This window comes from Streptomyces sp. RP5T (assembly GCF_003933965.1).
Classification (GTDB): domain Bacteria; phylum Actinomycetota; class Actinomycetes; order Streptomycetales; family Streptomycetaceae; genus Streptomyces.
The window spans coordinates 1-21,052 of the sequence record NZ_RSAJ01000097.1 but is presented as its reverse complement, the minus strand read 5'-3'; the positions used below and the strand labels follow the sequence as shown (position 1 = coordinate 21,052).

At 72.6% G+C, this 21,052-nt stretch carries 16 protein-coding genes; 8 read left to right on the top strand and 8 right to left on the bottom strand.

Features of this window, described 5'->3' with window-relative positions:
- Positions 1-32: 32 nt before the first annotated feature.
- Positions 33-1,115: an SGNH/GDSL hydrolase family protein gene (locus EHS43_RS13400; RefSeq protein ID WP_125190989.1), complete on the top strand. Its 1,083-nt coding sequence runs from the start codon at positions 33-35 to the stop codon at positions 1,113-1,115.
- Positions 1,116-1,134: 19 nt separating this feature from the next.
- Here the strand turns inward: EHS43_RS13400 and EHS43_RS46415 are convergent, their stop codons facing one another.
- Together EHS43_RS46415 and EHS43_RS13390 are read right to left on the bottom strand one after the other, a co-directional pair.
- The gene (locus EHS43_RS46415; protein ID WP_185806233.1) at positions 1,135-2,049 is read right to left on the bottom strand and encodes a hypothetical protein; all 915 of its coding nucleotides are present in this window, start codon (positions 2,047-2,049) and stop codon (positions 1,135-1,137) included.
- A 243-nt stretch (positions 2,050-2,292) separates the two neighbouring features.
- Positions 2,293-3,018 carry a TetR/AcrR family transcriptional regulator gene (locus tag EHS43_RS13390; RefSeq protein ID WP_125190987.1) on the bottom strand — a complete coding sequence of 242 codons (726 nt, stop codon included), beginning with the start codon at positions 3,016-3,018 and terminating at the stop codon, positions 2,293-2,295.
- Between the two features lie 157 nt (positions 3,019-3,175).
- Between EHS43_RS13390 and EHS43_RS13385 the strand changes: the two genes are divergently transcribed.
- The 7 genes from EHS43_RS13385 (at position 3,176) to EHS43_RS13350 (ending at position 13,164) form a co-directional block, all read left to right on the top strand.
- The gene (locus EHS43_RS13385; RefSeq protein WP_125190986.1) at positions 3,176-4,681 is read left to right on the top strand and encodes an APC family permease; all 1,506 of its coding nucleotides are present in this window, start codon (positions 3,176-3,178) and stop codon (positions 4,679-4,681) included.
- A 21-nt stretch (positions 4,682-4,702) separates the two neighbouring features.
- The gene (locus EHS43_RS13380) at positions 4,703-6,355 is read left to right on the top strand and encodes an amidohydrolase (RefSeq protein ID WP_125190985.1); all 1,653 of its coding nucleotides are present in this window, start codon (positions 4,703-4,705) and stop codon (positions 6,353-6,355) included.
- A gap of 94 nt (positions 6,356-6,449) precedes the next feature.
- Complete coding sequence (locus EHS43_RS13375) at positions 6,450-8,105, top strand: NAD-dependent malic enzyme (RefSeq protein ID WP_125190984.1); 1,656 nt, start codon at positions 6,450-6,452, stop codon at positions 8,103-8,105.
- 309 nt (positions 8,106-8,414) lie between these two features.
- Positions 8,415-9,428 (top strand): LacI family DNA-binding transcriptional regulator, encoded by a 1,014-nt coding sequence (locus EHS43_RS13370; protein ID WP_125190983.1) that lies wholly within the window; start codon positions 8,415-8,417, stop codon positions 9,426-9,428.
- A 151-nt stretch (positions 9,429-9,579) separates the two neighbouring features.
- On the top strand, positions 9,580-11,013 hold the full coding sequence (locus tag EHS43_RS13365) for a GH1 family beta-glucosidase (RefSeq protein ID WP_125190982.1): 1,434 nt from the start codon (positions 9,580-9,582) through the stop codon (positions 11,011-11,013).
- A gap of 628 nt (positions 11,014-11,641) precedes the next feature.
- Positions 11,642-12,733, top strand: coding sequence for an LLM class flavin-dependent oxidoreductase (locus EHS43_RS13355; RefSeq protein ID WP_125190981.1), 1,092 nt, complete (start codon positions 11,642-11,644; stop codon positions 12,731-12,733).
- Positions 12,730-13,164 (top strand): tetratricopeptide repeat protein, encoded by a 435-nt coding sequence (locus EHS43_RS13350; protein ID WP_125190980.1) that lies wholly within the window; start codon positions 12,730-12,732, stop codon positions 13,162-13,164. The genes EHS43_RS13355 and EHS43_RS13350 overlap by 4 nt, the downstream gene beginning before the upstream one ends.
- 252 nt (positions 13,165-13,416) lie before the next feature.
- Here the strand turns inward: EHS43_RS13350 and EHS43_RS13340 are convergent, their stop codons facing one another.
- The 6 genes from EHS43_RS13340 to EHS43_RS13315 form a co-directional block, all read right to left on the bottom strand.
- Positions 13,417-14,613, bottom strand: a complete 1,197-nt coding sequence (locus EHS43_RS13340) for a globin domain-containing protein (protein WP_125190979.1) — start codon at positions 14,611-14,613, stop codon at positions 13,417-13,419.
- Positions 14,614-14,687: 74 nt separating this feature from the next.
- Positions 14,688-15,131, bottom strand: coding sequence for an Rrf2 family transcriptional regulator (locus EHS43_RS13335; RefSeq protein ID WP_125190978.1), 444 nt, complete (start codon positions 15,129-15,131; stop codon positions 14,688-14,690).
- 62 nt (positions 15,132-15,193) lie between these two features.
- Positions 15,194-16,201: an aldo/keto reductase gene (locus EHS43_RS13330; protein ID WP_260470521.1), complete on the bottom strand. Its 1,008-nt coding sequence runs from the start codon at positions 16,199-16,201 to the stop codon at positions 15,194-15,196.
- Positions 16,202-16,263: 62 nt separating this feature from the next.
- Positions 16,264-18,372 carry a nitrate- and nitrite sensing domain-containing protein gene (locus EHS43_RS13325; protein ID WP_125190977.1) on the bottom strand — a complete coding sequence of 703 codons (2,109 nt, stop codon included), beginning with the start codon at positions 18,370-18,372 and terminating at the stop codon, positions 16,264-16,266.
- 205 nt (positions 18,373-18,577) lie between these two features.
- On the bottom strand, positions 18,578-19,699 hold the full coding sequence (locus EHS43_RS13320; protein ID WP_125190976.1) for a PP2C family protein-serine/threonine phosphatase: 1,122 nt from the start codon (positions 19,697-19,699) through the stop codon (positions 18,578-18,580).
- A gap of 902 nt (positions 19,700-20,601) precedes the next feature.
- Positions 20,602-21,052: helix-turn-helix domain-containing protein (locus EHS43_RS13315; protein ID WP_312023419.1), on the bottom strand; the 451-nt coding region annotated here is incomplete at its 5' end.

Genomic DNA, 21,052 nt, shown 5'->3' with positions numbered 1-21,052 from the left:
CCCCCACGCCCCGTCGCTTATCCCGCAGAACCCTGGTGACCGCCACCGCCGCCGGCCTGGTCGCCTCCGTCGCCGCCCCCTCGCGGGCCGCCGATGCCGCCTCGACCCGGTTCCACACGGCGGGCCGGGTCGAAGCCGCCGCCGACGGGTTCGTGCGGTACAGCTGGCCCGGCATCTACTTCGAGGCCCGGTTCCGCGGCACCGGCGTCGGCATCCGCCTCGACGACCTCGTCAACGACTACGACGTCCAGGTGGACGGCCGACCCGCCGCCACCCTCGTGACGCCGGGCCGGACCACCGCCTGGATCGGGGGGCTCGCCGACACCGAGCACCGTGTGCGGCTCGTCAAACGCACCGAAAGCCCCGGCGGCGAGGGCCGGTTCGGCGGTTTCGTCGCCGCCCCGGGCGGCGCGATCCTCGCCCGGCCCCCGGCCCGGCGCCGACAGATCGAGTTCGTCGGGGACTCCTACACCGCCGGCTACGGCAACCTCTCCACCACCCGCGACTGCTCGGGCAACGGGGGAGTGGACCGGAACACCGACACCGACGTCTCCTTCGGCGCTCTCACCGCCCGACGGCTGGACGCCGACTACCAGGTCAACGCCTTCTCCGGCCGCGGCATGGTCCGCAACTACGACGGAAGCAGCCCCGGCACCGACTTCCGCACCTACTACGACCGCGCCCTGCTGGCCGTGGAGGGGGACGTCTGGCACCGGCCGGCCGACTGGCGGCCGCAGGTCGTCGTCATCGGGCTGGGCCTCAACGACTTCTCGACACCCCTGCATCCGGGCGAGCGTTGGGGCACGCAGGCCGAACTGGTCGCCGCCTACACGTCCGCCTACCACGGCTTCCTCGACAAGCTGCGCGCCCGCTACGGCCCCAGGACGTTCCTCGTCGTCAGCGCCACCGCCCTGGGCGCCGGCCCCTTCGCCGAGACCGTCGAAGGCATCGCCCGGACCCGCAACGCGCGGGGGGACGAGCGGGTCGCGCACTGGTACTACGACGACCCCGCCCTGGATCACCTGGGCTGCGACTGGCACCCCTCCGCGGCCGACCACCGCGTCATCTCCGGCCTGCTCGACCAGTACCTCGCCTCGCTGCCGCTGCGCTGGTAGCGGGCGCCCGATGCGGTGCTCAGCTGATGCAGAGCAGGTTGAGCACGCACAGCCCGGCCGGATCGGTCGCGGACGACGAGGTGTCCGTCTGCGACGACTGAGAGGTGTCGCCGCCCGTGCCGGTGCTCGTGTCCGTCGTGCCGCCGGTGGCCGTGGAGGAGGACGAGGACGACGAGGACGACGAGGTGTCCGTCGTCGTGCCGCCGGCACCCGATGTCGTGGTGGTCGTGCCGCTCGAGCCGCCGGTTCCCGCGCCCGCCGCGACGGACGTCGAGCGGGACCCCTGGGACTGCGTCCCGGAGGCGGTGGTCGCCGTGGGCGTGGGGGAGGCGGCGGAGTCCGGGTGCACCGACGACCGGGTCGTGGTGGAGGTCGAGCCGGCCGTCCGCCGGTGCGAGCCGGACTTCGTGCCGGGCGTGCTCGTGGACGCCTGCTGCGCCTTGGCGGGCGTGGCCTCCGGCAGGGCGTCGTCCGAGGTGGGCAGCTCCGCCATCCCCATGGACCGGGGGTCCGGAGACGTGGCCGCCTGGGGCCGGGCGCCGGACTGCTGGTTCATCGCGGTGACGGTCAGACCGCCGCCCACGAGGGCGACCGCGGTCGCGACCACGGCCTTGCGCTGGTTCTTCTTCCAGCGGACCCGCTGGCGCCGCCGTGCCGCCCGGCCCTCCGCGACCACCGGCGCGTCCACCACGTCCTCGGACGGCACACCGGGGTCCGCCGCCGAAGGCGCCGGGTCCGCGGGGCGGCCCGTGTCGTGCCACTCGGGTGCTTCGTCCCACGCCGCGGCCGCCGTGCCGGTCGTCGCGTAGAGGTGGGCGGGGGGAGCGATGTCCGGGGCGTAGGCGCCGCATCCGGGACATGCCAGGGCGCCGTTGAGATGCCGACGGCACGAGGAGCAGTAGTCCATCTGGTCTTCCTGAGTCGACTGCACCATCGGCCCGATGGCCGTGGCCGGTCTCGTTCGCACGGGGGATCGAGCCGGAGGCAAAAGTAGCGATCCTTTCGAAAGGCGGTGTGCAGCCTGTGTGATGCTCCTGCGCAGATGTCCCAGGAGTGCCGTGAGCACGCGTTGCGTACGTCGCATTCACGCCACTTGTCCCGTCCTCACGCACCCCTGGCTTCAACGCGGGCCCTGGCAAAGCGAGTTGACGTCCGGCCCCGGTGCGCGACCAGGAACTCAGCCGCTTTCCGCACTCCCCGTCGACGCCGCCCGTCGCGCCGGCGCGCGTGCCGCCAGCGCCTCCAGCAGCAGCTCCACCGCCGCCTCGAACGAGCTGTCCGCCATCCCCGGCAGCTCGCGGCGCACCGCGGTGAGCGCCGGATACGTCGCCGGGTCCAGATCCTGGTAGACCTCCCGCCATGCCCGGTGGTCGGCCTCGCGCTGCCGGCGGGGGAGGGCCTGGAACGCCGCGTCCGTGGCGGCGTGGCTGAGCACGGTGTCGATGAAGGCCAGGTACAGGCGGGCGGCGTCGGCCGGCCCGAAGCCCGCGGACAGCATCAGGCCGATCCCCGTGTCCACCGCCCGGATCTCGCTGGTGCGCCGGGTCACCCGGTGCGCGGCCAGGGCGGCGGCCCGCGGATGGGCGAGGTATCCGGCCCGCACCCGCAGGGCCATCTCGCGCAGTGAGGCCACCCAGTCGTCCCCGGGCTCGAACCCCGCCATCGCGTCACCGATGATCCGGTCCGCGATGGCGAGCACCAGGTCGTCCGTGTCGTGGAAGTAGCGGTACAGGGCTGTCGGGTCGCAGCCCAGCGCGGCGCCGAGCCGGCGCACGCTCAGCGCGTCGGAGCCGTGCTCGCCGATCAGGCGCAGGGCCGTCTCGACGATCAGGCCCTCGGACAGCAGGACGCCGGTGCGGGTGGGCCGCCGACGTCGGCGTTCCTCGGGGACACGACTGGACACGGCCGGACTCCTCTCGCCGGGGGCCCTCAGTGAACGGCCCCCGGCCGCCTTACGTCAACAGGGTTGACCCAATGTGGACGTCGGCTGTTCCATCACCTCACCGCGCGGCTCTTCCCCCACTTCCTCTTCCTCGTCCTCCGTCCCCGAGGAGCCCTCCATGTCGTCCAGACCGCCCCTGTCCGCCGCCCCGAGTCCGGATCTGCGCCGTTCGCTCGGCGTCGTCGACGGCGTCGCCATCGCCGCCTCCAGCACCGCGGCCACCACCAGCATCGCCATCGGCATGGGCACGATCGCGACCATCGTCGGCCTCCAGGCCCCGGTCCTGCTGCTCCTGGCCTTCCTGCCGGTCCTCGGCATCGCCACCGCCTACGCCCGCCTGAACCGCTCGGAGCCGAACTGCGGCAACGGATACGTCTGGGTCGGCAAGTCCCTCGGCCCCTGGCCCGGCTTCCTGACCGGCTGGGTCACCCTGGTCGGCTCGGTCATCTTCTGCGCCTACACCAGCGCGATCATGGGCTCGGTCGTCCTGGCCTTCGCCAACAAGGCGGGCCTGCACAGCGTCGCCGGAATCGCCCTCGACCCGACGTCCACCGGCGTCACCACCGCGGTCGGACTGGTGATCCTCCTCGCCCTCACCGCGCTGGCCGTCACCGGCGTACGGGCCGCCACCCGCTTCCAGTTCGCGCTCCTGGTCTTCGAGTACACGGTCCTGCTGGCCTTCTGCGGCTGGGCCCTGATCACCGGCGACCACGCCCTCTCGCTGTCCTGGTTCAACCCCTTCGAGATCTCCAGCGGCACCAGCTTCGCCCAGGGCATGGTCCTCGCGGTGTTCTTCTTCTGGGGCTGGGACGCGGCGTTCAGCGTCAACGAGGAGACGAAGAGCCCCGGCGACGCGGCCCGCGGCGGCCTCATCGCCCTGTTCGCGATGCTCGGTCTGTTCCTCTTCGCCTCGGTCGCCTTCCAGCGGGAGATGAGCCTGGCCGAACTCGTCAGGAACGGCCCCCAGGCCCTGCCCTACCTCGGCGAGAAACTGGCCGCCGAACCCTTGGCCACTCTCCCCCTGGTCGCGCTGATGTTCTCCGCGGTCGCCTCCGTACAGGCCACCCTGATCCCCACGGCACGCGGCCTGTTCGCGATGAGCCGCGACCGCACGATGGGACCGGTGTGGACCCGCGTCCACCCGCGCTGGGGCACCCCCGCCGCCGGCACGGTAGTCGTGATGGCCATCGCCGGCGTGATCGCCGTACTCGCCGTCGCCATCCCCAGGCTCAGCGACATGCTGCTGGCCGCCGTCAACGCCATCGGCCTGATCGTCGCCCTCTACTACGGCCTCACCGCGCTCGCCTGCGCCGTCCGCTTCCGCTCGGCGCGTCACGAAGGCCCCCGCGAGGCGCTGCTCGCCATCGGTGTGCCCGCCGTGTCCGGCCTGATCCTGCTCGGCCTAGGCGGCTACCTCGGTTACTCGTACCTGACCATGAGCGACCACTTCGCACTCAGCCCGGACAACGGCTGGTTCATGTTCTCGCTGCCCGCCGTGATCGTCCTCGCCGGCCTCGGCATGGCCGCCGTCGCCAAGTACGTGCGGCACTCGCCGTACTTCAGCACGGGGCGCGGCACCGACGCCGAGTCCCTGACCCTCCCGATGGACCGTACGGCGGTCTGACCCCCTCTGGAGCCCACCCCCATGTCACACACCGCGGACCTCGTCCTCACCGGCGGACCCGTGCACACCGTCGATCCCGCCCGCAGCCGCGCCACCGCCGTGGCCGTGCGCGACGGGCGGATCGTCGCCGTGGGCCACGACGAGGTGCACGAGCTGATCGGCCCGCGCACCGAAGTCGTCGACCTGGCCGGGAAGCTGCTGCTCCCGGGCTTCCAGGACGCGCACGTCCACCCGCAGGGCGCGGGCCTCGAACTGGGCCTGTGCCACCTCGCCGACACCGTCGACCCGGCCGAGTACCTGCGCCGCGTCAGGGCGTACGCCGACCGGAACCCGGACGCCGAGTGGATCACCGGCGGCGGCTGGTCCCTGGAGGCGTTCCCCGGCGGGGCGCCCACCGCCGCCGCCCTCGACGCCGTCGTCCCCGACCGGCCCGTCTTCCTGCCCAACCGCGACCACCACGGCGCCTGGGTCAACAGCCGCGCCCTGGAACGGGCCGGCATCGACGCCCGTACGCCCGACCCCGCCGACGGCCGGATCGAACGGGACGCGGACGGCAACCCCACCGGCATGCTCCAGGAGGGCGCCGTCCACCTCGTGGGCAGACTCGTTCCCGACCCCACACCCGAGGAACAACTCACGGCCCTGCTCCGGGCGCAGGCCGTGCTGCACTCGTACGGCGTCACCGCCTGGCAGGACGCCATCGTCGGCGCCTACGCCAACCTGACCGACCCGGCGCCCTCCTACCTCGCGGCCCTCGACCGCGGCCTGCTCACCGCCCGGGTCGTCGGCGCGCTGTGGTGGGACCGTGAGCGGGGCGCCGAACAGATCCCCGAACTCGTCGCCCGACGCGAGGAGTTGAACCGGGGCCGGTTCCGGGCCGGCACAGTGAAGGTCATGCAGGACGGCATCGCGGAGAACCACACCGCCGCGATGCTCGACCCCTATCTGACCGGCTGCGGCTGCGCCTCCGACAACAGCGGCATCAGCTTCGTCGAGCCGGACGACCTGAAGAAGTACGTCACCGAGCTGGACGCCCGCGGCTTCCAGGTCCACTTCCACGCACTCGGCGACCGCGCGGTCCGCGAGGCCCTCGACGCCGTGGAGTCCGCCCGCGCCGCCAACGGGTGGCGGGACACCCGGCACCACCTGGCGCACCTCCAGGTCGTGCACCCGCTCGACGTCCCCCGGTTCCGCGCCTTGGGCGCGAGCGCCAACCTGCAGATGCTGTGGGCCGCCCACGAACCGCAGATGGACGAACTGACCCTGCCCTTCCTCGGCGACGAACGCGGGGCCCGGCAGTACCCCTTCGGCGACCTGCTGCGCGCCGGCGCCACCCTGGCCGCCGGCAGCGACTGGCCGGTCAGCAGCCCCGACCCCTTCCAGGCCATCCATGTCGCCGTCAACCGGATCACCCCCGGCGCCCCCGAGGGCACCCCGCGGTTCCTCCCGGGACAGCGCCTCGACCTGGGGACCGCCATCGCCGCGTACACGGCGGGCAGCGCCCACGTGAACCACCTCGACGACATCACCGGCAGCATCGCCGTGGGCAGGGCCGCCGATCTCGTCGTCCTCGACCGCGACCCGTTCGCGGGCCCGCCCGAGGAGATCGCGGCCACCCGGGTCCTCCAGACCTTCGTCGAAGGACGGCGGGTGCACACGGCCGACGACGCCTGAGCCCGCCGGACGGCCGCGCGGGGCGGCTGATTCGGACGACGGCCCACGGGGCACAGGACTAGCTGGTCTGAAACCCGCCGACCCGAGGAACGTCATGGCACCACACAGCCCCGCCCAGGTCCGCGGAGCGGCCCTGCTCGCCGATCCCCTCCTCAACAAGGGCACCGCCTTCACCGCCGAGGAACGCGCCGAGTTCGGCCTGGACGGGTTGCTGCCACCGGCGACGGAGACCCTCGAGGAACAGGCCGGCCGGGCGTACGAGGCGTTCCTCGGCTACGACAAGCAACTGAACCGGCACATCTACCTGCGCCAGCTCCAGGACACCAACGAGGTGCTCTTTCACGGCCTGCTCACCCGGCACCTGGAGGAGATGCTGCCGGTCGTCTACACCCCCACGGTCGGCGAGGCCTGCCGCAGGTTCAGCGAGATCTACCGCAGGCCCCGCGGGCTGTTCCTGACGTACGAGGACCGGCACCGGTTCCGGGAGATCCTGCGCAACCGGCCGGGCGGCGAGGTGGACGTCATCGTCGTCACCGACGGCCAGCGCATCCTGGGCCTCGGCGACCAGGGGGTGGGAGGCATGGGCATCCCGATCGGAAAGCTCAGCCTCTACACCGCCATCGGCGGCATCCACCCCGCCCGCACCCTGCCGGTCCTCCTCGACGTCGGCACCGACAACGAGGACCTGCTGGCGAACGAGCACTACCTCGGCCGCAGGCAGCACCGGGTGACCGGGGAGGCCTACGACGAGATGATCGAGGCGTTCGTCTCCGCCGTGGAGGCCGAACTCCCCGGCACGCTGCTCCAGTGGGAGGACTTCGCGACCGCCCACGCCCGGCCGATCCTCGGCCGCTACCAGGACCGGCTGCTCACCTTCAACGACGACATCCAGGGCACCGCGGCCGTGGCGCTCGGCGCGCTGACCACGGCCACGAAGGTCGCCGGAGCGGCCCTGACCGACCACCGCATCGTGGTCCTGGGCGCGGGCTCGGCGGCGATCGGCGTCGCCGACATGATCCGTACCGCACTCGTCGACGAGGGGCTCACCGAGGAACAGGCGGCGGACCGGTTCTGGTTCGTCGACATCGACGGCCTCCTGGTGGACTCCCGCACCGGCCTCACCCCCGAGCAGCGGGTCTACGCCCGCGACGACGAGGACGTACGGCAGTGGGGCGAGGCGCCCGATCTGGCCCGGGTCGTCGGCGAGGTGAGGCCGACGGTGCTGATCGGGCTGTCCACGGCACACGGAGCGTTCACCGAGGAGATCGTGCGGACCATGGCCGGCTCCTGCGACCGGCCGGTGATCCTGCCGCTGTCCAACCCGACCTCGAACGCCGAGGCCGAGCCCGCCGACCTCGCCCGCTGGACCGACGGCCGGGCCCTGATCGCCACCGGTTCGCCCTTCCCGCCGCTGACGGTGGACGGTCGCGAGGTCCCGGTCGCGCAGGCCAACAACGTCTACGTCTTCCCCGCCGTCGGCCTGGCGGTCACGGCCTGCCGGGCCACCCGGGTGACCGACCGCATGATGGTGGCTGCGGCCCGGGCCGTGGGGGAGTGCGCGGTACGGGCGGGCACCGGCGAGGCCACCCCGCTGCTGCCGCCGCTGGCGAGCATGCGGGACGCGGCCCGCGAGATCGCGCTCGCGGTGGCCCGGGCGGCCGTCGAGGACGGCGTCGCGCCCGAGGCCACGGAGGCCGAGCTGCGCGAGGCGGTCACCGAGGCCCAGTGGACCCCGCGGTACACGTCCTGACGCCGCATTGGGGGGCCGCGTGACCGGCGGCCCGGCACCGGCGAGCGGGCCGGTCACCCCGGCGGCCCGGCGCCCCCACCAGGCGGGCGCCCCCACCAGGCGGGCGCCCCCACCAGGCGGGCGCCGCCGCCACGGCGGGGACCGCCCGCGACACTCCACCGCGCGTAATCCGTGAACGCTTCGTCCCGCGGCTGGACGGCCTGACGGCGTCGCACACCACCGGAGGCGAGGAGGCGGCCCGGCGCCTGTGACAGTATCGGCGGTGGGCGTGAGGCCGCCCGCTCGGGTCGAGGGCAGAGGACGACGGACATGGACCGGCCGCCGGGCATGATGGACGTGGCCCGCGAGGCCGGCGTCTCGCACATCACCGTCTCCCGCGTGATCAACGGCCATCCGTCGGTCCGGCCGGAGACCAGGGCCCGGGTCGAGACGGCGATCCAGAAGCTGGGATACCGCCGCAACAGCGTCGCCCGAGCCCTCAAGAGCCGGCACTCCTCGACGATCGGCGTGGTGATCGTCGGGTCCGAGCTGTTCGAGCTCCCGCGCATCCTCCTCGGCGTGGAGACGGCCGCCAAGCAGGCCGGTTACTGGGTGAGCCTGGCCAGCCGGCAGGGCGAGAGCACCACCGCCGACCTCCTGGAGACGCTGCAACGGCTGACCGACCAGTCGGTGGAGGCGATCGCGGTCGTCGCCGACCGGTCCGACACCGTGGAGGCGCTGTCCGGGCTCTCCCTCGGGGTTCCAGTGGCGGTCGTGATGTCCGGCAACGCGCCCGACCCCGAGCTCAGCTTCGTCGAGGTCGACCAGGAGCTCGGCGCCCGGCTCGCGGTCGGGCACCTCCTAGACCTCGGGCACCGGGACATCGCCCACCTCACGGGTGCGCTGCGCACCTTCGACGCCCGGGCCCGCGTCGACGGCTGGCAGGGCGAACTCACCGCCGCAGGAGCGCGAGGAGCCCTGCTGGAGGGCGACTTCGACGCGGAGAGCGGGTTCCGTCTGGCCCACGAACTCTGCGACGCCGACCGCCTGCCCACCGCCGTCTTCGCGGGGAACGACCAGATGGCCATGGGCGTGCTGGCCGCCTTCGTCGAACGGGGTGTGAAGGTGCCGCACGACGTGTCGATCGTCGGCTTCGACGACATGAAGGGCGCCGGATACCTGGTGCCCGCCCTGACCACGGTCCGCCAGGACTTCGCCCACCTCGGCAGGAGCGCCATCGAACTGCTGGTGCGCAGGATGGCCGGCGAACCGGCACAGCGGCACAAGCTCACCCCACAGCTCGTCGTCCGGCACAGCACGGCCGCACCGCGCGCGCACTCCTGAGGCGCGACCGCCGTTCGGGAGTCTCCCCGGCTGCCCGGCTCCCGCATCCACGGCCGATCGCGGCGCAGCCCTTGACAGCTTGTTAACGTTAACATCACCGTGGTTCAGGACACCGTCCTCATCTCCTGGCCATCACCGGAAAGCGACCCGCATGTCGACAGCCCAGCCCCCGTCCTTCCCCGCGCACTTCCTCCTCGGCTCCGCGACCGCCGCCTACCAGATCGAGGGCGCCGCCGACGAGGACGGCCGCGGCCCCTCCATCTGGGACACCTACTCCCACACGCCGGGCAAGACGTGGAACGGCGACACCGGTGACGTGGCCGCCGACCACTACCACCGCCTCGACGAGGACCTCGACCTCATGGCCTCCCTGGGCCTGAAGGCCTACCGGTTCTCCATCGCCTGGCCGCGCATCCAGCCCACCGGGCGGGGGCCGGTCAACCCGAAGGGGCTGGACTTCTACAGCCGCCTGGTCGACGGACTGCTCCGGAGGGACATCGCCCCCGTCGCGACCCTGTACCACTGGGACCTGCCGCAGGCCCTGGAGGACGAGGGCGGCTGGACCAACCGCGCGACCGCCTTCGCCTTCGCCGACTACGCCCGTGTCGTCGGCGAGGCCCTCGGCGACCGTGTCGCGATCTGGACCACGCTGAACGAGCCCTGGTGCTCCGCCTACCTCGGCTACGGCGCCGGAGCCCACGCCCCGGGCCGCAGCGACGGCGCCGCGGCGCTGACCGCGGTCCACCATCTCAACCTCGCCCACGGGCTGGCGGTCCAGCAGCTCCGGGAGGTCACCACCAACGACCCGCAGTACTCGGTCACCCTCAACTTCCACGTCCTGCGCGGTGAGGGCGACGGTGCCGAGGAGGCCGTACGCCGCATCGACGCGCTGGCCAACCGGGCCTTCACCGAACCCCTGTTGCGCGGCCACTACCCGCAGGACCTCATCGAGGACACTGCGGGCATCACCGACTGGTCGTTCGTCGAGGACGGCGACCTCGCCCGGATCCACCAGCCCCTGGACCTGCTCGGCGTCAACTACTACGCCACCACCAGGGTCCGGCTGTGGGACGGCACCGCCGCGCGGCAGAACAACGACGGGCACAAGGACATGGGCGGCTCGCCCTGGCCCGGCTCGCCCCAGGTCGAGTTCGTCGCGCAGGAGGGCCCGCAGACCGCCATGGGCTGGAACATCGACCCCGACGGTCTCGAAGAGCTCCTGCTGGACCTGCACACCCGCTTCCCGGACCAGCCGCTGGTCGTCACCGAGAACGGGGCGGCCTTCGAGGACCACGTCACCACCCGCCCCGACGGCAGCCACGCCGTCCACGACCCGGAGCGCGTCGACTACCTCCACCGCCACTTCCTCGCCGCCCACCGGGCACTGGCCGCCGGTGTCGACCTGCGCGGGTACTTCGTGTGGTCGCTGATGGACAACTTCGAGTGGGGCTACGGCTATTCGAAGCGCTTCGGCCTCGTCCACATCGACTACGGGACCCAGCGCCGCACCCTGAAGGACAGCGCCCTGTGGTACCGGAAGCTGACCACGACGGGCAGCATCCCGCCGCCCGGAAACCCGGAGTAGCCCGGCGCGGACGTCGGCGGGGCCGCGGCCGACCGGGTCCAACGGCGGGACCGGAGAGCTTCTGCGGTTCTGAGACCAGCTTCCCGCGCGAGGTGCTGCCGGGGTCCTGGTTGATGCCGCCGGTCGGCACCACCGGTGCGTCGAAGCGTCGGACCTCCCCTCGGCTTTGGCGGAGGTCGCCGCCCGGTACGCGGTGAGCGTGGTGTCGTAGAGCCCCGTCGCGTCGCCCGGCACCGGCTCCGGGGCGCCGCAGCCGTTCCGGCCGGGTGCCGCCCGTGGCACCCCAGGGCGCGGTGGTGCGGGAGGAGTGCGCCGATGGCGCGCGCGATGCCTTCGTGGTCATCGCGCACGCCGTCGGGCGGCCGTCGAGGCGGCGGTACCGCGTCCGGCCGTGGCCGTGCGTGAAGAACTTCCTGGGCCGAGTCTCACCGGTCGGTCCGCGGGACCTGGCCGAGATCTCCGAGTGGTCGTCGGCACGCCGGACAAGAGCCCGGCCGGCTGAGCAGACCTTCGGCCGGGCCGGTCGTTGCGGCTGGTCAGGGGCCCATCGGGGGAGCGGAATAGCCGGAGGTGGGGTCGTGTTGCAGGGCAATAGTTGATGCATCAACCACCAGGAAGGGTGAGGGCGATGCAGTTCGGCATCTTCACCGTCGGTGACGTGTCCACCGACCCGCACACGGGTCGTACCCCCACCGAGCACGAGCGGATCGAGGCCATGGTCGCGATAGCGCAGAAAGCCGAGGAGGTCGGACTCGACGTATTCGCGACCGGCGAGCACCACAACCGGCCGTTCGTGCCCTCCTCGCCCACGACCCTCCTCGGATACGTCGCCGCGCGCACCGAGCACATCATCCTCTCCACCTCGACCACGCTGATCACCACGAACGACCCGGTGAAGATCGCCGAGGACTTCGCGATGCTCCAGCACCTGGCCGACGGCCGCGTGGACCTGATGACGGGCCGCGGCAACACCGGCCCGGTCTACCCCTGGTTCGGCAAGGACATCCGTGACGGCATCAGCCTCGCCGTGGAGAACTACGCCCTGCTGCGCCGGCTGTGGCGCGAGGACGTCGTGAACTGGGAGGGCAAGTTCCGCACGCCGCTCCAGGGCTTCACCTCCACGCCCCGCCCGCTGGACGGCATACCGCCGTTCGTCTGGCACGGCTCCATCCGCTCGCCGGAGATCGCCGAGCAGGCCGCCTACTACGGTGACGGCTTCTTCCACAACAACATCTTCTGGCCCAGGGAGCACACCGGGAAGCTGATCGACCTGTACCGGCAGCGGTACGCGCACTACGGCCACGGCACGCCCGAGCAGGCGATCGTGGGACTCGGCGGCCAGGTCTACATGCGCCGCAACTCCCAGGACGCGATCCGGGAGTTCCGCCCGGTCTTCGACCACTCGCCGGTGATGGGAGGCGGAGTGTCGATGGAGGAGTACATGGAGCAGACCCCGCTGACCGTCGGCACCCCGGAGCAGGTCGTCGAGAAGACGCTGAGCTTCCGCGAGTACGCCGGTGACTACCAGCGCCAGCTGTTCATGGTGGACGGCGGGGGCATCCCGCTGAAGACCGCGCTGGAGCAGATCGACATGCTGGGCGCGGAGGTCGTACCGGTGCTGCGCGAGGAGTTCGCGAGGAACCGTCCGGCCGACGTACCCGACGCCCCCACCCATGCCTCCCTGCTCGCCGCCCGCGAGCAGGAGACGGAGGAATCATGACCGACGACTTCAACACGTACCCGGCCACCGGCGGGGTGGCGCCCGCCCGCTGGGCCAGCGCGCTGCACCTGTTCGACAACGGCGCCGGGGTGCCGCACGAGGAGACCACCGCCGAGCGCTGGGAGCGGGCCGGACTGCTCTTCGAGGCGCGGGACTACACCGCCGCCGCGAAGCTCCTGGCCGTCGTGGTCGAGGAGGCCCCGGAACAGACCGGCCCCCGGCTGCTGTTGGCCCGCGCCTACTACCACTCCGCCCAACTCAAGCGTGCCGAGGACCAGTTGCGCGTGATCGTCGAGCGCGATCCGGTGGAGCACTACGCCCACCTGATGCTGGGCCGCACCCTCCAGCGACAGGGCCGCCAGGAGGAAGCGGAGCCCTGGCTCCGGATGGCCGGCGCGTTCGCGGGTGAGTTCCCGGACGGCGAGGAGTGAGCGGCCCGGTCGACCGGGCGGGGAGGGTGACCGGTCGCTTCGAGCAGTTCGTCGACACCGTTCTCGTCCGGGAGGCCATGACGGGCTGAGGGGCAGCGGACGGATACGGAGGGTGCCGGTCGGTTCGGCCGGGCCGCCGAGGCGAGCCGATCGACGTCCGTGTCGCCCATCACTTCGTCGTACGGGGCGGACTGATCGTGCGACGACGACGTTCTCGCCGTCGGCGACCATGTCCTCCGCGGGCCCCGCCGGTCATTCGGTGCCCAGCCAGAGGTCGGGGCCGAAGACCTCGTAGTGGACGGCGTGCGCGGGCAGGCCGAGGCGGAGGAGGTCTCCGCGCACCGCGCGCATGAAGGGGAGCGGGCCGCACAGATACGCGGTCACTCCCTCGGGCAGGTCGAGCGCGGTGACGTCGGTGCGGCCCGCGGTGGCCTCCCGGCCGGTCTCGGTCAACTCCTCGTACCAAAGGTGCAGTCGGGCGTTCGGGAGCGCCTCGACGAGTCGGCGCTGCTCCTCGTGGTGGGCGTGGTCGGCCGGGGTGCGCTCGGCGTGCAGCACGGTCACCGGGCGGGCCGGGTCGGTGGCGGCCAGGTGGTGGAGCATGGACAGCATCGGGGTGATGCCGATCCCGGCGGACGCCAGCAGCAGCGGCCCCTCCTGCTCGGGCAGCACGAGGTCGCCGAAGGGGGCGGAGACGCTCAGGGTGTCGCCGGGGTGGGCGTGCTCGTGCAGCCAGGAGGACACCTCGCCGGCCGGGTCCGCGCCCGCCCGGACGCGCTTGACGGTGATGCGCCAGGCTGGATCGGCCGGGGCGCCGCTGAGGCTGTACTGGCGTATCTGGCGTGCGCCGTCGGGGAGTTCGGCCTGGACGCTGACGTACTGCCCGGGGCGGAAGGTCCCTGCGGGAGTGCCGTCGGTGGGGCGCAGGAGGAAGGAGACGGTGTCGGGCGTCTCCTCGTGCCGCCCGACGATCTCCATCCGCCGCCGGGTCCCGCCCTCCGGGGTGCCGGATTCCTGGTAGAGACGGGCCTCCAGGGCGATCAGGGCGTTGGCCATCAGCCAGTACACCTCGTCCCAGGCGGCGGCCACCTCGGGTGTGACCGCGTCGCCGAGCACCTCCACGATCGCGCCGAAGAGGTGCTGGTGGACGAGTTTGTACTGGTCCGAGCTGATGCCGAGCGAGGCGTGCTTGTGGGCGATCCGGGCCAGCATCGCGTCCGGCCGGGACTCGGGGTGATCGACCAGCAGGGTCGCGAAGGCGGCGATGGAGCCCGCCAGGGCCTTCTGCTGGTCCCCGTTGGCCTGGTTCCCGCGGTTGAACAGGTCGCGCAGGAGCTCGGGGCGATCGTCGAAGAGCCGGGTGTAGAACACCTCGGTGATCTCGCCGATGGCCGCGCCGACGACCGGCAGGGTGGCTCGGACGACGGGGATGGAACGCTCGGACAGCACGGTACCTCCTGAATTGGTAAGTGATCTTCGTATTAAAGGGTGTGGTGATGTGGGGCTTCGGGGGAGGGGTCGGGTCAGTCGGAGCGGCGGACGCCGAGTCCGACGAGGACCGGACCGGTGGGGGACTGCACGAGGTCGGTCACCGTCAGCGGGTCGAGCGTGGCGTAGAAGGCTTCCTGTGCGTCCCGCAGCGCCCGGCGCAGCCGGCATGCCGCGCGCAGCGGGCAGGGGGGATCGCCCTCGCAGGCGACGACCTCGTCCTCGCCTTCGAGTTCCCGCACCAGCCAGCCGACCGAGGCGTGTCGGCCGAGCTCGGTCAGCCCCAGCCCGCCGCCGCGGCCCCGGCGGGTCTCCAGGACCCCGAGATGCTGCAGCCGGCTGATCGCCTTCGCCATGTGGGCGGTCGGCACGTCCATGGCCTCGGCCACCTCGCGGGTGGTCAGGGGTTCGTCCTGCCGCGAGACCGCCAGACGCATCACGGCACGGAGCGACAGGTCGGTGAACTTGGTCAACCTCACGCGAGGACACTAACAAATGCGCATGCTGGATATGTATTTGAGGGGGTCATTGGTCGTGCGTCCTACGTCACAGGGGCCCGCTCGTCCAGGAGCCCCTCACCGCGCAGGTCGTCCCACAGCCGTGCCGGGATCTCCGCGCCGAACGCCGCCGTGTTGCGGCGCACCTCCTCCGCCGTGCGCATGCCGACGACGATGCCCGCGACCGCCGGGTGCCGGAGCGGGAACGCCATCGCCAGCTCCGGGAGGGTCACGCCGTGGGCCTCGCACACGTCGGCGATGCGGTGCGCCCGGTCCAGCAGTTGCGGGGCGGCGGGGGCGTAGTCGAAGGTGGCGCCCTGTGGGGGCCGGGCCGTGGCCAGCAGGCCGGAGTTGAAGACCGACGCCGCGAGGACCGAGACCCCGCGGTCCTCGCAGGCGGGCAGGAGTTCGTCCAGGGCGCTGTGGTCCAGGAGCGTGTAGCGGCCGGACAGCATCACGACGTCGACGTCCGCCTCCCTGACCAGCCGGGTCAGTTTGCCGGGGTCGTACATGCCGGCGCCGACGGCCCCCACCACACCCTCGGCGCGCAGTTCGGCGAGGGCCGGGTACCCCTCGCGCAACGCGTCCTCGAAGTGTTCCTCCGCGTCGTGCAGGAACAGCACGTCGATCCGGTCCAGGCCCATCCGCTCCAGCGAGTCCGCCACGCTGCGCCGCACGCCGTCGCGCGTGAAGTCCCACACCCTGCGGTGGGTGGCCGGCACCGCGAAACTCTCGTCCATGCGGCCCGCCGGGTCCTGCGGGACCAGCAGCCGGCCGACCTTCGTCGACAGGGTGAACTCCTCGCGCGGCCTGCCCCGGAGCAGGTCGCCGGTGCGGCGCTCGGAGTGGCCGATGCCGTAGTGCGGAGACGTGTCGAAGTAGCGGATCCCGCTGTCCCAGGCCGCCTCAAGGGCGCCCGCGGCCGTCTCGTCGTCCAACGGTGCGAAGAGTCCGCCGAGCGGACCTCCGCCGAAGCCCAGCTCCGTGACGTGCACCTCGGTCTTCCCGAGCCGGTTCCGCCGCATCCGCGGTTCCCCTCCTGTGGCCGACATCGAACGATCATCCTGCCGTGGCGGGGGCGTCCGGGCCAAGGGGGTTTCACCGGCGGGCGCCCTTACCTGTCGTTCCAGGACTCGTAACCGCGGGCGGTGACCCCGGGGCCGCCGGGGTCCGGGAAGGCCGCCAGGGCCATGGTGTCGACGTCGGACTCCGCAGCGGTGCCGCGATGGGTGATGGTGTCCGGGAGCATCGCCAGGGCTGTGGTGCCCTGTCCCTCCCCGGAGGGGCGGAGCTGGACGCGGACGCCGTGCCGGTCCGCGAGCCGGCTCACCACGTACAGGCCCATGCGCTGGGAGATCGCCACGTCCACGGTGGGCGGGTCGGCCAGGCGGTGGTTGATGTCGGCCAGTTCCTCCGGCGGCAGCCCGATGCCCCTGTCGTGGATCTCGACCATGATCCGGCCGTCCGGCAACCGCGCCGCCGTGACCAGGACCCGGGACTGCGGCGGTGAGAACGTCGTCGCGTTCTCCAGGAGTTCGGCCAGCAGGTGCACGAGGTCGGTCACGGCGCGCCCGTGGATCTCGGCCTCCGGGACCCCCGACAGCTCGACCCGCTCGTACTGCTCGACCTCCGAGGCCGCCGCCCGGATCACGTCGACCAGGGGCAGCGGCTGGTCCCACTGCTGGGCGGGGGTCTCACCCCCGAGCACGAGGAGGTTCTCGCCGTTGCGCCGCACGCGGGTGGCGAGGTGGTCCAGCTTGAAGAGGTTCTCCAGCTGGTCGGGGTCGGCCTCCTTGCCCTCCAGATCGGTGATCAGGGCGAGTTGACGCTCGATCAGCGACTGGCTGCGGCGGGCCAGGTTGCCGAAGATCGTGTTGATGTTGGCGCGCAGCAGAGCCTGTTCGGCGGCGAGCCGGACGGCCTCCCGGTGCACGTGGTCGAACGCGCGGGCGACCTCACCGATCTCGTCCGTGGTGGTGATCGGGATCGGCGTCACCTGGGCGTCGACCCGCCCCGGGATGGCCCGGGTCAGCTGGGTGAGCAGGGCGGGGAGGCGCTGCCCGGCGATCTCGTGGGCCGAGGCGCTCAGCCGGCGCATGCTGCTGCTCATCGTCCGGGCCACCCAGGCGGCGAGCAGGAAGGCGGCGAGGACCGCGGCGAGCACCAGCGCGGCGTTGATGACGGCGTCGTTGCGGGCGTCGTCGGCGATGCTGTGGGCGTCCGAGAGCGCGGAGTCGGTCAGGTACACCTCGACACTGCGGTACGCGTCGAAGCTGAGGGTGGAGGCGGCGAAGAACGTCTCGGGCGTGATGCCCTGCGCCGCGAGCTGCGCGGCCGACTTGCCCGAGGCGATCTCGGCGGCCATCTGCTCCAGGCCCGGCGGGGCCACGAACGTCCTGCCCGCGGCCTCGGCCTGCTTCCGGGCCGTGGCGGCCTGCTCCCGGCCCTGCTTCTCCGCGTCGGCCAGCGCCTTGCGCAGCCGGGCCATGTCCGCGGCGGTGCCGGCGCCGGCGTACTCCTGGAGCGCGACCCGTTCGAGGTAGACGTACGAGTTGAACGAGCCGAGCTGGGCCTGGAGTTCACCCGGGGCGAGCTTGTCCCGGTCCTCGACGAGGAGGTGGGTGCCGATCGCCCGGATCAGGGACTCGGCGGCCTGGGTGAGGGAGGCGGCGTAGAGGGTGCGGCCGAAGCTGGCCTGGTTGCTGCTGCCGAAGCCGAGTTCGTTGGAGATCTCCATCAGGGGATGCTGGACGGCGTGGTAGCTCTCCTCGGTCTGCACGCCGGTCAGCCGGGCGGTGAAGGCGTTCGCGCGCACGGTGGCGAGCTGCTTCTCGCCGATGCGGACGAGTTCGACCCGGCGCAGCAGTCCGGGGGTCTGCGGCATCCGTCCCACCGCCTCGTCGAACGTCTTCGCGTCGGCGTCGGTGACGGCACGGGCCTTCGCGACCGTGCTCGACGTGCGGTCGCCCTTGACCAGGGGGATGACCGAGACGTCCCGCTCGTTGATGGCGTCGCTAGCGTACTTGTTGGCCGCCTGGACGAGTTCCGCCACACGGACCGCGTCGTCGGCGTCCTGCCAGGTGTCCACGGAACGCTTGACGCGTATGCCGCCGAGGACGAGGGCCACGATCACCGGGATCAGGAGGATGGCCTGGAGTTTTCTGGCCACGCCCCAGTTGCGGGTGCCCCAGCCCCGGTGGGTGGCGGTCGGTGCGTTCGACAAGTTGGCCTCACGGTTCTCGTTCGCCTCGCGTCCTGCACTTCTAAGAACGCGGCGCACGGGGGTGGTTGTTCAGATCGGACCGACGGCTTCCGCCGCGTCGAAGCAGGTTGCCGCCCGGCCGTCACGGTAGGGGGCGCCACGCCGTCCTGTCGGGGAATGTGTTGTTCCCGGAGGCGGTGATGGGCCGGGTGCCGGCCGAGCGTTCTCAGAGGCGCAGGGAGCGGCGCACGGTCAGGACGGCCACGTCGTCGTGCGGGCCGCCGTTCCCGGCGAACGTGCGGGCGTCGTCCTGAAGGGCGTGCGGCAGCTCGGTGGGGGACAGGTCGGCGTACGTCGACAGGCGCTCGTCGAGCGGGTAGAACGCCCCGTCGGCGGAGCGGGTCTCCGTCAGGCCGTCGGTGCTCAGCAGCAGCGTCGCGCCCTCGGGGAAGTCGAACCAGCCCACCGTCGTGGGCTCGTGGGCGAGTTCGGCCAGGCCCAGCGGGACGCCGGGTTCGAGTTCGAGCGTGCTGACCGTCCCCTCGTGCAGCACATGCGGCAGCACGTGCCCGCAGTTGACGGCCTGTACTTCCGTGTCCGTGCCGATGCCGATGATGAGCGCGGTGACGAACCGCTCGTCGTCGCCGGTGTGCAGGGCGTAGGAGTTGTGCCGCACCACGGCGGCGTCCAGGGCGTCCACGAGCGCGGTCAGGGTGGGCTCGCGGTAGGCCGCCTCCCGGAAGGCGCCGATGACGGCGAACGCGGAGCCCACGGCGGCCAGCCCCTTGCCCTGCACGTCCCCGATCAGCACCCGGGTCCCGAAGGGCGAGTCGACGACGTCGTAGATGTCCCCGCCGACGAGCCGCTCCTCCTGGAGCGGCTCGTACACGCCGTTGACCAGGACGTCGTCGGTCACCAGGGGCAGGGGGTGCAGGATGTGCCGCTGCATGGCCGCGGCGGTGGACCGCAGACGCAGCATCGCGTCCTCGCGTCTGATGCGCCGGTGGCAGCCGTAGACGGAGGTCGCGGCCAGGGCCACGGTGAACAGGATCAGCAGGAGCCGGTCGAACCAGTGGCCCGCGTCGCGGTCCCGCAGCAGCACGCTGGCGGTGACGACGAGCGTGGTCCACACGGCGACGAACGCCGTCTGGCGGACCGTGCCCAGCGCCGAGGCGGCACCCGGGAGGAACACCAGGAGCCCGAGAAGCCACACCTCGGACCCGGACAGCGCGCCGAGGAACTCGACCAGCGCCGTCACGAGCACCACCGAGGTGATCAGCTGGGCGTCGCCCGGCGGCTCGATGGCGTCGAAGGTGTCGCCGGGTCTCCTGCGGCGGCTACCGGTCATGCGTGCTCCCGGGCAGAGGGTGATCTGCCTCTACGGTATGCAGGCCCGCCCCGGCCCAGGGTGCCGCCCCGCCGGTCGGGCACCACCGACGGCAGCAACGAACCGTCGAGCCGGTCCCCGGCCCGGTCGCCACTCCGGTGCACCCGGTCGGCGCAAGGGGACCGACCCGAGTGCCCATGATCACGCGCGCTCGCGGCACCCGTGTCCCCCTCGGGGCGCCGCACGGCCGCCGCGTCGCAGCGGACGCACCTCGACGCCGAGCGGCGGGAGGAACCGCAGTCGGGGAAGGTCCGGCGGCCGGCGGACGCCGTGTGAGGCCGCCCTGGATCCGGTCTCGTCGTGCGGTACCAGCGCGTGCGCTCGCGGCCCCGTGTCCCCCTCGGGGCGCCGCACGGCCGCCGCGTCGCGGCCGACGCACCTCGACGCCGAGCGGCGGGAGGAACCGTAGCCGGGGAAGGTCCGGCGGCCGGCGGACGCCGTGTGAGGCCGCCCTGGATCCGGTCTCGTCGTGCGGTACCAGCGCGTGCGCTCGCGGCCCCGTGTCCCCCTCGGGGCGCCGCACGGCCGCCGCGTCGCGGCCGACGCACCTCGACGCCGAGCGGCGGGAGGAACCGTAGCCGGGGAAGGTCCGGCGGCCGGCGGACGCCGTGTGAGGCCGCCCTGGATCCGGTCTCGTCGTGCGGTACCAGCGCGTGCGCTCGCGGCCCCGTGTCCCCCTCGGGGCGCCGCACGGCCGCCGCGTCGCGGCCGACGCACCTCGACGCCGAGCGGCGGGAGGAACCGCAGCCGGGGAAGCGGCCGGCGGACGCCGTCTGAGGCCGCCATGGCCCCGAGCCCGTCGTGCGTGGTACCAGCAGGCGCCGCGGCGTCCTTCCGAGGTCTCCCGACCGGCGAGGTCCTCCTCAGCCCTCGTACTCCCGCAGTTTGCGGTACAGCGTCGCCCGCCCGATGCCCAGGGCCGCCGCCGCGCGGGACTTGTTGCCGCCGTGGCGGTGCAGGGTCTCCAGGATGGTGGCGCGCTCGGCGTGCTCCATCGGGCTGAGCGGGCGCGAGGCGGGGCCCTCCCGCACGGGGTCCGGGAGTTCGGCCCGCCGGACCGGCCCCGAGGCCCGTCGGTGCTCCGCCAGGGCGTGGACGACATGGGCGAGTTCGGTGACGTTGCCGGGCCACGGATGCTGTTCGAGCGCGCGCAGAGCGTCGAGGGTCCAGGTCAGCGGAGGGCTCCCCGGTGCGGGGCGCGGCGCGAGGGCCGTGAGCAACTCCCTGATGTCCTCGGTGCGTTCCCGCAGGGGTGGCAGGACGACCGTACGGGCGGCCAGCTTGTCGAGGAGCCGCTGGAGGCAGGGCCCGGGC

Coding starts and splice junctions, on each gene's coding strand:
- EHS43_RS13320 (WP_125190976.1), bottom strand. CDS start 19,699: ATGACCGGTAGCCGCCGCAGGAGACCCGGCGACACCTTCGACGCCATC.
- EHS43_RS13350 (WP_125190980.1), top strand. CDS start 12,730: ATGACCGACGACTTCAACACGTACCCGGCCACCGGCGGGGTGGCGCCC.
- EHS43_RS13385 (WP_125190986.1), top strand. CDS start 3,176: ATGTCGTCCAGACCGCCCCTGTCCGCCGCCCCGAGTCCGGATCTGCGC.
- EHS43_RS13370 (WP_125190983.1), top strand. CDS start 8,415: ATGGACCGGCCGCCGGGCATGATGGACGTGGCCCGCGAGGCCGGCGTC.
- EHS43_RS46415 (WP_185806233.1), bottom strand. CDS start 2,049: ATGGTGCAGTCGACTCAGGAAGACCAGATGGACTACTGCTCCTCGTGC.
- EHS43_RS13365 (WP_125190982.1), top strand. CDS start 9,580: ATGTCGACAGCCCAGCCCCCGTCCTTCCCCGCGCACTTCCTCCTCGGC.
- EHS43_RS13375 (WP_125190984.1), top strand. CDS start 6,450: ATGGCACCACACAGCCCCGCCCAGGTCCGCGGAGCGGCCCTGCTCGCC.
- EHS43_RS13380 (WP_125190985.1), top strand. CDS start 4,703: ATGTCACACACCGCGGACCTCGTCCTCACCGGCGGACCCGTGCACACC.
- EHS43_RS13355 (WP_125190981.1), top strand. CDS start 11,642: ATGCAGTTCGGCATCTTCACCGTCGGTGACGTGTCCACCGACCCGCAC.
- EHS43_RS13330 (WP_260470521.1), bottom strand. CDS start 16,201: ATGTCGGCCACAGGAGGGGAACCGCGGATGCGGCGGAACCGGCTCGGG.